This is a genomic window from Streptococcus thermophilus, assembly GCF_010120595.1.
Classification (GTDB): domain Bacteria; phylum Bacillota; class Bacilli; order Lactobacillales; family Streptococcaceae; genus Streptococcus; species Streptococcus thermophilus.
In genome coordinates, this window is the sequence record NZ_CP038020.1 from 2,055,118 (window position 1) to 2,066,962 (window position 11,845).

At 38.9% G+C, this 11,845-nt stretch carries 7 protein-coding genes and 4 pseudogenes; 2 read left to right on the plus strand and 9 right to left on the minus strand.

The genetic code is table 11. The annotated features are described in order from the left end of the window. Positions 1–250: 250 nt before the first annotated feature. The 6 genes and pseudogenes from E3C75_RS10770 to E3C75_RS10795 all read right to left on the minus strand — a co-directional run bounded on the left by E3C75_RS10770 (position 251) and on the right by E3C75_RS10795 (position 6,209). Positions 251–1,692 (minus strand): annotated as a pseudogene (locus tag E3C75_RS10770) (6-phospho-beta-glucosidase). Positions 1,693–1,844: 152 nt separating this feature from the next. After that, a pseudogene (gene msrA, locus E3C75_RS10775) lies at positions 1,845–2,354 on the minus strand (peptide-methionine (S)-S-oxide reductase MsrA). 11 nt (positions 2,355–2,365) lie between these two features. After that, positions 2,366–3,213: pseudogene (locus E3C75_RS10780) on the minus strand (MetQ/NlpA family ABC transporter substrate-binding protein). 122 nt (positions 3,214–3,335) lie between these two features. Next, positions 3,336–3,887: a cysteine hydrolase family protein gene (locus E3C75_RS10785; RefSeq protein ID WP_111679685.1), complete on the minus strand. Its 552-nt coding sequence runs from the start codon at positions 3,885–3,887 to the stop codon at positions 3,336–3,338. A 62-nt stretch (positions 3,888–3,949) separates the two neighbouring features. Then, on the minus strand, positions 3,950–4,735 hold the full coding sequence (gene codY / locus E3C75_RS10790) for a GTP-sensing pleiotropic transcriptional regulator CodY (RefSeq protein WP_084826115.1): 786 nt from the start codon (positions 4,733–4,735) through the stop codon (positions 3,950–3,952). Between the two features lie 259 nt (positions 4,736–4,994). Continuing rightward, positions 4,995–6,209: a pyridoxal phosphate-dependent aminotransferase gene (locus E3C75_RS10795; RefSeq protein ID WP_002951721.1), complete on the minus strand. Its 1,215-nt coding sequence runs from the start codon at positions 6,207–6,209 to the stop codon at positions 4,995–4,997. Positions 6,210–6,562: 353 nt separating this feature from the next. Here E3C75_RS10795 and E3C75_RS10800 point away from each other — a divergent pair, with 353 nt between their 5' ends. After that, entirely contained in the window at positions 6,563–7,015 is a 453-nt protein-coding gene (locus tag E3C75_RS10800; RefSeq protein ID WP_084826116.1) for a universal stress protein, read from the plus strand. A gap of 175 nt (positions 7,016–7,190) precedes the next feature. Next, a pseudogene (locus E3C75_RS11920) lies at positions 7,191–7,765 on the plus strand (IS30 family transposase); the annotation flags it as partial. A gap of 71 nt (positions 7,766–7,836) precedes the next feature. Here the strand turns inward: E3C75_RS11920 and E3C75_RS11925 are convergent. From E3C75_RS11925 to E3C75_RS10820, 3 genes are all read right to left on the minus strand, one after another. Further along, positions 7,837–8,445 (minus strand): hypothetical protein, encoded by a 609-nt coding sequence (locus tag E3C75_RS11925; protein ID WP_223899685.1) that lies wholly within the window; start codon positions 8,443–8,445, stop codon positions 7,837–7,839. A 211-nt stretch (positions 8,446–8,656) separates the two neighbouring features. After that, a complete protein-coding gene (gene pflA, locus E3C75_RS10815) occupies positions 8,657–9,457 on the minus strand; it encodes a pyruvate formate-lyase-activating protein (protein ID WP_111679686.1) in 801 nt (266 codons plus the stop codon). A 995-nt stretch (positions 9,458–10,452) separates the two neighbouring features. Next, entirely contained in the window at positions 10,453–11,784 is a 1,332-nt protein-coding gene (locus tag E3C75_RS10820; RefSeq protein ID WP_024703987.1) for a hemolysin family protein, read from the minus strand. Positions 11,785–11,845: the final 61 nt, after the last annotated feature.

The following is an 11,845-nucleotide window of genomic DNA, read 5'->3' on the forward strand; positions in this document are numbered from 1 at the left end:
CACGTAAAGACTAAAGATCCAGCTCTAACTTTTCCATATAGAGATGGCTCTGCTATAAATACAACTGATTTTTTACCCAAATTTTCTCCATCTCAAACTTTAATAAGAATATCATTTTTAGAAAACATTACAATTTCTACCCCTTACAAAAAAGCCAGTCCAAAGGCTGACTTCAATCGGAGATCAATTTTCTTTCAGTGCTTGCTAGATTCGTAAAATTGAACCCAGACTAGCACACAGCTCAAATCCACTATTCTACAGAGGCACCGTTACTTGCGATAACTTCTTTGTACCAGTTAAATGATTTTTTCTTAGAGCTTTTAAGGCTACCCTTACCATCATTGTCGCGGTCTATATAGATGAAACCATAACGTTTTTTCATTTCACCAGTTCCGGCAGAAACAAGATCGATACAACCCCAGGTTGTGTATCCCCAAAGTTCTACACCATCTTCATTGATGGCATCCCTCATGGTATTAATGTGGGCTGCCAAGTAGTCAATACGATAATCGTCTTCAACATAACCATTTTCATCTGGTGTATCCACAGCACCAATCCCATTCTCAACGATAAACATCGGTTTCTGGTAACGATCCCAAATAGCATTGAGGGTAATACGAAGGCCTAGTGGGTCAATTTCCCAACCCCACTCTGAAGATTCTAAATATGGATTTTTAATAGGGGCAAAGATATTGCCGGCAGTCTTTTCATTAACTTCTGGATCACCTGAAGCCACACGACTTGAATAATAAGAGAAGAAAATGAAATCAACAGTATGCTCTTTGAGAAGCTCCAAATCTTCTTCAGTCATCTCAAGCTTAATACCATCACGCTCCCACTGCTTTTTAGCATAATTTGGATACTCTCCACGATCCTGGACATCAATGAAGAAATAGTTACTACGATCTTCTTGCATGGCTGCCCAGTAGTCACGTGGGTGGGCTGTATTTGGATAATACTGACCGGCTGCCAACATACAACCAACCTTATTTTCAGGATCAATCTCGTGAGCCAACTTAGTCGCCATAGCTGAAGCTACCAAATCTTGGTGAGCTGCTTGGTATTTAACCTGCTCCTCATTCTCACCCTCTTCAAAACAGATCCCTGCTCCCATAAATGGTGCATGGAGAATCATGTTAATTTCGTTAAAAGTGAGCCAGTACTTAACCAAACCTTTATAACGTGTGAAAAGGGTACGGCAAAGATTTTCATAGAAACCAAGAATCTTACGATTACGCCATCCACCATACTCTGTAATCAAGTGCATTGGACAATCAAAGTGCGTAATAGTTACTAAGGGTTCGATGCCATGTTTGTGACATTCCTTGAATAGGTCCTCGTAAAAAGCTAGCCCAACTTCATTTGGCTCAGCCTCATCACCCTTAGGAAAAATACGAGACCAAGCAATAGAAAGTCGATAAGTCTTAAAGCCCATTTCACCAAAGAGAGCAGTATTTTCCTTGTAACGGTGGTACATATCAATGCTTTCCTTAGCAGGATAAGAATAACCATCCTCAAAATCAAACATCTTGCGACGTCCAGTAATAATCGAAAGGCGATCCTCACCAATCGGTACCACATCAACATTGGCTAACCCACGCCCATCAGCATCATAGGCACCTTCACATTGGTTGGCTGCTGTAGCACCACCCCCACAAAAAATCCGTCAGGAAACGTTAATTTTTTAGTCATTATTCTACCTCTTATATATTTCGACTTAATATAGTAATAGTATACAATAGCCTGTAATCCTTTTCTTATAGTAAACTACGGAAAACTGATACTATCCTATGATTTCAGACAAAGAATTGAGAGTAGGATAACTTCCTACTCTCGATGATGACTTATTTCCAATTTTCTTCTAAAAATTGGTGACGAATAGTGCTACTCTGCGCATAACGTTCAGGATTAGTCTTATAAAATCCCTGATGGTAAGCTTCGGCTTCGTAGAAAGTCTCCGCAGGTTCAATCTTTGTCACGATTGGACGGTCAAAACGTCCTGAGGCTTGAAGATTAGCCTTAGATTGTTCAGCAATTTTCTTTTGACGCTCATCAAAATAATAAATCACAGGACGGTAATTATCACCACGATCCTCAAATTGTCCAAAAGCATCCGTCGGATCGGTCTGTGCCCAATAAATTTCGACTAAATCAGCAAAAGAAATAATTTCTGGATCAAAGATAATCTCCACTGCCTCGGTGTGCCCCGTCGTTTTACGACATACCTCCTCGTAAGTTGGGTTTGGTACATGTCATCCAGTATAACCAGAGCGAACAGATAGAATACCTTCTTGCTCCTCAAAAGGTTGCACCATGCACCAGAAGCACCCTCCGGCAAAAATAGCTCTTTCCATAGCGTCCTCTCTTACCAAACTGGTTCATCCAAACCTTGAGATGATTTCTTGATGATTCCTTTGACTTCGTCAGTATGATAAGCCTTGATAACTTTCTTGATAGCATCAGCCTTATCTGATTTTTCCCAACCTTTTTGGGCTACAAGTAGATTGTACCATTGCTTGGTATTTTACTAGCAGGCTCTACGTAGATAGCTGTCTTAGGATCAATACCAGCCTCTGTAACGAAGTCATTATTAATAATGGCCGCATCGACAGAATCAATGTTGGCAGCTGTCTGAGCAGCATCAACTTCTCTGATATTTAAATTCTTGCTATTTTCACTAACATCAGTCAACTTAGCCTTGTCATTTGCACCTACACTAAGTTTAATCAAGCCAGCAGACTGCAAGAGATTAAGGGCACGACTTTCATTAACGGCATCATTTGGAATGGCAATCGTAGCACCTTCTGGCAACTCTTTAATATCCTTATACTTGTTCTTACCACCCTCTGTACCAGAATAGACACGGAAAGCTGTGAAATAAGTCTCAGCAATTGGTACCAAGTCAGTCTTATGATCCGAGTTCCAGTTATCAAGGAAATTATAGTGTTGGAAAGCATTAATATCAATATCACCATTATTGAGGGCTACGTTTGGTTGAGAATAGTCCGTAAACTCGCTAAACTTAAGCGTAATTCCCTCTTTTTTCAAGATTTCTTCGATCTTATCCCAGCGTGCTTGTTCAGACTCACTCTTAGCCATGGTCCCTACTCGAACCACCGTCTGATCCTTAGCAGCATCCTTACCACAAGCTGCCAAAATACCTACAGAAGCAACAGCGATAGCCACAAAACCTAATAATCGTTTTATTTTCATCATTTTTCTCCTCTCAGATGAATCAATGCCTTTAGTCTAACACGAATATATCCGCTTGACTAATTCATATTCTTAATCAGTTGATAGAGAGGAATTATCAAAAAAAGAGTAAGAACCAACTCTTACTCTACAATTGTCGCTCCAAGAACATTTTTAAAATGCCCAATGGCAAAATCATGTGCTTCTGTCGTCAAGGAGGCTGTTGCACTCTCTACCACCTCGATATCATAGCCCAAATTATAAGCATCAATAGCCGTATGTAACACACAAATATCTGTTAAAACTCCCGTCAAAACGACTGTTGTCACACGACGCTCACGCAAACGAATATCCAAATCTGTTCCTGAAAAAGCTGAATAGTGACGTTTGTCCATCCAAAAGACACGATGATCATCCTTGATGGCATCATATACACCAGCCAACTTACCATAAAGTTCTCGCCCAGCTGTCCCTGCAATATTGTGAGGCGGAAAGAGTTTAGTCTCAGGATGGAAAGTATCCCCCTCATCATGTCGGTCCATAGCCACAAAGATATAATCTCCATTGTCATAGGCTTCTTGCGTTACCTGAGCAATGCGATCTTCAATGGCTTGGGCAGGCTTACCAGCCGTCAACTTCTCATCATCTGCTACAAAGTCATAAGAGTAATCAATTGAAATCAATGCTTTTGTCATATTACCTTCTCCTTTTAAAAAAAGTGGGGCAGCCTCAACCTACCTCACTTCTATTCAATGTTTTATTCGTATTCTTTCAATTTGTCGTAGATACCTTCGTTAAGGACTTTAAGGTAAGTACCTTTCATACCAAGCGAACGACTTTCAATAATACCAGCTGATTCTAATTTACGAAGAGCATTAACAATAACAGAACGAGTGATTCCGATACGGTCCGCGATAACAGAGGCTGTCAAACGACCTTCTAAACCGTCCAACTCATTCAAGATAGCTGAAACTGCCTTGATTTCTGAGTAAGACAATGTATTAATAGCCATATTAATAGCTGTTTGTTTACGAATCGTTTCTTCCAAGTTTTCTGTTTGAAGATGCAACAATTGCAAACCAACTACTGTAGATGCAATCTCAACCAAGATAAGGTCGTCGTCCACAAAATCATGGTCGTTACGCCAAATAATGAAAGAACCAAGACGCATACCACCACCATAGATTGGTGCAATTGTAGTCAAACCGTCAGGGAAATCATCTTTTAATTCCACTGGGAAGATGGTCAAGTCACTGTCAATACCGATATTTTCTTGAGTATCATAAACACGGCTGATACCACGTATGTATTCCTCTGGAAGTTGTTTAGCTTTAAAAAACTCTTCCACACGGTCATTGTTGGTTTTGTATTTCATAGCAAAACCAAGGAGAGCACCTCCACCATTTACAATAGCAGCATTACAATCAATAATATCTGCCAACTGAGCAGCCATGTTGTTGTATGGAAGATCTCCTTCCAAACTATCTACTGAGCGTTGCAAGATAGAAGTAATTTTACGTGTTTTATCAAGCAAATTTGCCATTTTTATTGTCTTCACTTTCTATTTATAATCTTAATAATCACAGGTCCTGTACCAAGCATATCCGTTAAGATCCGCTAGCACTATCATTATAGCATACCTGAACTAAAAATTGCAAACAATTGTCTGAAAATTATTTATTATTCTACTATTCATTATATTATGTCTTTTTTCAGGAAAAACGTTCGGATTTTAGCTAAAAACGACTCCTTTTTAAGCAAGATAAAAACCGAACAAGTCTTTTTGTCCAGTTTTCACGAATTTAGCGCTTATAATATGACAAAACACGCTCGATTTTATTTCCAAGATCAGCCAATTCTTCTACACGAGGAAGGTAGACAATACGGAAGTGGTCCGGTTCATTCCAGTTAAAGCCTTTACCTGGAACCAAGAGGACCTTTTCCTTCTTCAAAAGACGAAGACAGAACTCTTCATCATCGTCAATATCATACATGTTGCGGTCAATCTTAGGGAAGATGTAAAGACCCGCATCTGGCTTAACAGCTGTGAGTCCTGGAATATCGTTTACTGTGTTTGTAATAAACTCACGTTGTTCATAAATACGACCACCTGGAATCAGGAGCTCATCAACAGATTGGTAGCCCCCAAGTGAGGTCTGAATTACGTGTTGAGAGAGCACATTAGAGCAAAGGCGCATATTGGACAACATATCAAGCCCTTCAATATAGCCCCGAACATTCTTCTTAGGCCCAGAAAGAACCATCCAACCTACACGGAAACCACAAATACGGTGAGATTTAGAAAGACCATTCATAGATACACAGAAAACGTCTGGTGCAAGACTTGCAATAGCAATGTGCTTCTTACCATCCATAACCAAGCGGTCATAAATCTCATCCGCAAAGATAATCAAATCATTTTGGCGTGCAATATCGACAATCTGTTCAAGAACATCTTTAGGGTAAAGAGCACCTGTCGGGTTATTCGGATTGATAATAACAATAGCCTTAGTATTTGATGTAATCTTTGATTTGATATCATCAATGTCTGGATACCAGTTAGATTTTTCATCACAGACATAGTGAACAGCGTTACCGCCAGCTAGACTGACACAGGCTGTCCAAAGAGGATAGTCTGGCATTGGAACCAAGACTTCATCACCATCATCAAGCAAGGCCTGCATAGACATGGGAATCATCTCTGACACACCGTTACCAATATAGATATCATCGATGTCTACATTTGGGAAACCCTTAAGCTGGCAATACTGCATAATAGCCTTACGAGCTGAGAAAATCCCCTTACTATCTGAATACCCCTCACTGTTACGAACATTCATAATTAAGTCACGAATGACTTCATCTGGTGCTGTAAAACCAAATTCCGCAGGATTTCCTGTGTTCAGACGGAGAATTTTTTCACCTTTGGCAATCATACGGTTGGCCTCATCCAAAACTGGACCACGAATATCATAGGCAACGTGTTCCAACTTTGATGATTTATCAAATGTTTTCATAGGTAAATCCTTTCAAAAGATACTAAAGCAGATACATCTAGTAGAAAATAAGAAAATTCAACACCTGATGGGGATTTTTACTTTCATTGACACCATCTTAGACCTAGCCGTTTGGCATCATTTCTGAAGATTTATCTTCCTCATTGATTATCTCGTTTCTTACGAAGCTAATAACAGATTGTATTATACCTCTTTTTCAGACAATATTCAATTTTTAGATAAGGTCAAACTCTTCCCATTACTGATAGTATCGTAAAGTAAGCAGTCAAAAAAGATTTCAGAAAACCCATAACAACATTTTCATTTTCAAGATTAAAGGAGTATAATAAAACTAAAGATAGGAGGTAGAGCTTATGTCTCAACAATATAAACATATTATGGTAGCCATCGACGGTTCTCACGAATCAGAGCTGGCCTTTCTCAAAGGTGTGCACGTTGCAAAACGTAATAACGCACAGTTACTTTTAGTACACGTTATCGATACACGCGCCCTTCAAAGCATTATGACTTTCGACTCTTATATCTATGAAAAACTAGAAGACGAGGCTAAAGCTGTATTGGCTAACTATGAACGTCAAGCCAGAGAAGCTGGTTTAACTAAGATTCGCAAAGTTATTGAGTTCGGTAATCCTAAGAGCCTTTTGGCTGTTGATATCCCTGATAAGGAAAATGTTGACCTTATTATGATTGGTGCCACTGGTCTCAATACTTTTGAGCGTTTGCTTATCGGTTCATCTTCTGAGTACATTCTCCGTCACGCAAAAGTTGACTTGCTCGTTGTTCGTGATTCTGAAAAAACGCTATAGTCACCTCTCACAAGCACCTACGGTGCTTTTCTCATATAATAGATTGTAAAATATAGTGCAACAAAAAACTCATAGCGTTTCATTGGTGTAAACTGTAAGTAACGAAACAAACAGAACCCGAGGAAAAACTATAAGCTACTCCCAGCTTACCATAACCGACTGAATAAAGATAGAAACCTATAAAACCATCTATAACTGGCTCTATACTGGTTTGATTGATCTGGATTTGAGCGTCCTTCGTCGGAAAGGAAACAGTCGACAACCCAAAGAAACAGGTGGAAGATTTAGAATTGGTACGCCAATTGCCAAACGTCCTAAGGAGGTCAGGAATCGTGAGACCTTTGGTCACTGGGAGGCTTGATACTGTGGTGTCTTCCAGAGGCAAAAACAAGGGGTGTTTAGTGGCCTTTCTAGAGCGAAAAACACGTTTTTACTTAGCTTCCAAGATACCAGATAGAACAACCAAAGCCATATTTTCAGCCATCGAACAACTTTGTAGGCTATTTCCAAAAGAGACTCTTATAACTTTCACTTCAGACAGGGGAAAAGAGTTTGCATGCTATCCTCTGGTAGAGAGGAAGCAATGAGAACGCAAATGGCTTACTAAGAGGATATTTCCCAAAGAAAACAGATTTAGCTACTATCTCTGATAAGGTTTTGAACAAGGCCTTAGATGATATCAATCATCGACCACGAAAATGTTTAGCTTACAGAACTGTTTGTGAATCTCTAGAGGATGAGTTCGAGTAAATGTTGCACTTATTCTTGTGATTTATCATATAAAAAGAACTGAGTTGTTAATCTCGGTTCTTTTTCTTGTTCTATTTTTCAGACGTTGCTGATTCAGACACAGCTTCTGACTCTGAAGTTGCTTGGCTTTCTTCTACCAAGGCTTCGCTAGCAGATTGACTAGAGGCACTTGCTTGCTCCAAAGCAAGACTAGTTGAAAGGCTCTCGCGTTCTGCTTCCTGACTAAGGCTTGCTTCAACAATCATCAGTTCCTTTTGACGTTTTGTTTCACGAAGATACTCACGTTCTTCTTGCTCTTCTTGACGTCGTCTTTCTTGCTCACGTCTTTGAGCTTTCTGACGTTCACGCTTAGCATGGCGTTTTTGCGTCTCATCAATCAAGACCTTAGTATTATCTTTAATTCGCATTAATTTGACAAGTCGAACCAAAAGTCTCCATACAAACACAATGACTGACTCCACAAAGAGAAGAAGCTCAACCAGAATAACTCCCAACAAGCTCCAAGCCATGAAAAGCGTTATCAATAATTGTGTGGAAATCTTCTTCAAGTCACCCAAATGATTGTTGTAAATATTGAGGGTCTCAAGGAAAAGATCTAAGATTCCTTGTAAGAGATGAGACTTAACAGATTTATCTCCCTCAAGGCTCAAGTCCATTTGAACTTCCGCCGGAGTAACCACTGTCAACTCTCCATCTTGATAGACCTCAACACGATCCCCTAAATTTATATCAAAATCAAAAAGAGTACAATCTATTTTTTCAAGCGCCCATCGGGATGACTAAGGTAAACAAAGTCATCATCAATTTTTAAAATACGAAACATAATTACCTGCTTTTTATTGCTTCCTAAAGAGAAACAAAATAAAAAAGCTCTTGTTGAGAGCTCATTCTTTAATCCAAGGTTTTAACCCCGATACGATTCTTATACTCTTGATAAGTTTCCGTATGCATAAGAGCCTTAGCATTTTTAACACGATCTGCAGTTGGTGGTTTGACACCTTCCAATGGATAAGGGATGCCAAGTTCACGCCACTTGAATTCCCCCATCGTATGATATGGAAGAATTTCAAATTTATCGATATTTTTCAAGGTCTTCACAAATTCACCCAATTCAACCAGATGCTCATCAAAGTCAGTAAAACCTGGTACCAAAACATGACGAATCCAGACTGGTACTTGTTTATCAGACAAGTATTTAGCAAATTCCAAGATATTCGTATTAGGCTGGCGAGTTACAAACTTATGTTGCTCTGGGTCAATCTCTTTAATGTCAAGTAGAACCAAATCAGTAACAGCCAAGAGTTTGTCAATAACTTCATGATATTCAGGAGTATTACGGTAAGCAGATCCACAGGTATCAAGCGTACAATGAATACCTAACTTTTTAGCCTCCGTAAAAAGGGCTGTGACAAAATCAATCTGAAGCATGGCCTCACCACCAGATACGGTGATACCACCCTGTTTACCCCAAAAATGACGGAAACGAAGAGCTTCTTCTAAAACATCCTCGACAGTACGCTCAACAGCCTTATTTGACTCCATTGCCCACGTGTCTGGGTTATGGCAATATTGGCAACGCATCTTACAGCCTTGCATAAAAACAATAAAACGGATTCCCGGACCATCTACGGATCCAAAACTTTCAGTTGAATGAACAAGTCCAGTCACCTGACTGTAATTAATTTCTACCATGGCAGCCTCCTTGTAAACGCTTTTTACATGTTTTCATTATACCTCTTTTATCAGAAACATGCTCCATGTCTATCTAATTTAAGATAAAAGTTATACTATAATACATCTAAAATTACTATATAACTATACTATACCAGAAGAAGAAAGGGAAAAACTGGATTCTTCCGGTTTTTTATTATCTATACTATTAGGCACGTTTCTTGAATACCAATAAAACTGCAAGAACATGGAAGAATGTTCCTATAAGCGTCAATATTACAGTTGATACTTTACCAGTCAATGTACCGTCAGCATTCACTTTGAATCCTGTACTTATGGAACAACAAGACTTGTTGTACCGTCATTATTGGCAACAACAAGCTGACTATTTTGTTTAGAAAGGATTGTTTGACCAGGTGCCGTTATAGCTGGTGCTGCTGGTGTTACAATAGCAACAGGTCAACCATTAACGTTGACTGAAGGAACTTCAGGTGATTGAGGGTCCTCACTTGTATTTGTATCTGTATCAGTTTTTGGCTGCATAAGAACAGTATCATTTGTCGCAATGCCGGCATCTGCAAAAGAAGTTACTGGTAAAAAGTCTCCTAGAGTAAGGGTGAGTAAAAGTAAGCTACTATGTATAGAATATAGAGATTTTTTAGAAGCTATTAAGATTCTCCTTTATCATTTATCAGTTAATTTATATTCTGTCATAAAAAGTAATAGAAAGGCGTTTTAATCAAAATATTATTTATTTTTATTCTTAGTCTACCATAATTTCAAAACCCGTTTAAATTACTTCAAAAAAATGTCGTAGGTCAATAATAACTAGATGTTTTATTTTTATAATAAAGCATAGCATAGAGGTTATCATATATTTTTAATCTAATTATATATTAAAAAATATTTATCAAAAAGATAATAAAAAGCACTTTCAATCCAAAGGAAAGAAGGCGCTCAATTATCATTATCTTACTTTTTAGCTCTAGTCTTTTTTAATCTAAAGCTGGTGAATTCTATTCTCCTGCTTCTTCTGGAGCAGCTGTGATGATTACCTTAAGTTTGGTTACGCGACCATCCTTAACCTTATCGTTAATAAATTCAAGACGTTTGTCCTTGTTGATAACTTCGTAATGTTCCTTGACTTCTTGAGTGGGAATTGCTCCTACACCAGTCAAATAATAGCCTGCGATAGTGTCAACATCATCACTTTCAAGCTCTGTGTCAAAGTGTTCATTGAAGTCATTAAGAGTCATAGATCCTTCAACAATATAGGTATTCTCTCCTATTTCACGAACTTCCACACTAGCTTTATCTGTTTCGTCATCAATTTCACCGACGATTTCTTCCAAAAGATCCTCGAAGGTCACCAGACCAGCCACACCACCATATTCATCAAGTAAGATAGCCATTTGATTATTGGTGTTACGAAAGGCTGCCAAGAGGTCGTCAACGAAAATTGTTTCTGGAACAAAGAGGGGCTCATTCATGATACGGCGAAGATTAACATTCTCAAAACCGAGCTCATAAGCCGCTTTAAGGAGGTTTTTGGTATGGATTACACCGATAATCTTATCCTTATTATCTTCGTAGACAGGGATACGAGAGAAGCTTTGCTTTAGAATGGCTTGGATATTTTCCTGAGTATCGTCTTCAATATCTATCATGAAGGCATCTGTACGAGGAACCATGACTTCACGCGCCATTAATTCATCAAGAGAAAAGATACCTTGAAGCATTTCGATTTCTTCAGCTTCAAGTGTATCCTCACTCTTGGTCAACATGTACTCAATCTCATCACGTGTCATCGGCTCATCCGCATCATCAAAAGTCATAGGTGTCAAACGAGACAAGAGGTTGGTTGATGCCGAAAGAATCCATACAAAGGGACTGACAATCTTACCAGTTACAATAATGACAGGTGCTGAGTAGATGGCCAGATTTTCCTTTAGGTTCATGGCAATACGCTTAGGATAAAGCTCACCAAAAACGATAGAAATGTAAGTCAAGACCACCAAAGATACCACGCTACCTGCTGTTTTAGCCCAAGCTACGTTACCAAACCAGGTCGCTATAACTGCTCCTAGGGAAGCAGAGAGACTAGCCCCTTGCAAAAGACCGATAAAAGTAATACCAACCTGAATAGTTGATAAGAAGTTATTGGGATTTTCAAGAACCTTGAGCAGGCGAATAAATTTCTTGTCGCCTTCTTCAGCCTTTTGTTCCACACGTGAACGGTTTAGTGATACTAAAGCCATCTCAGACGCTGAGAAAAAGGCCGAAAGTAAGGTTAAAATTAGTAATAAAATAAATTGAAATAATAAGGACTGACCGCTAGAGTCTTCCATTTTTTCTTCTCCTCTAAAAAAAAATCTGACTTTCATTATATCACAATTTTCCAATATAGGT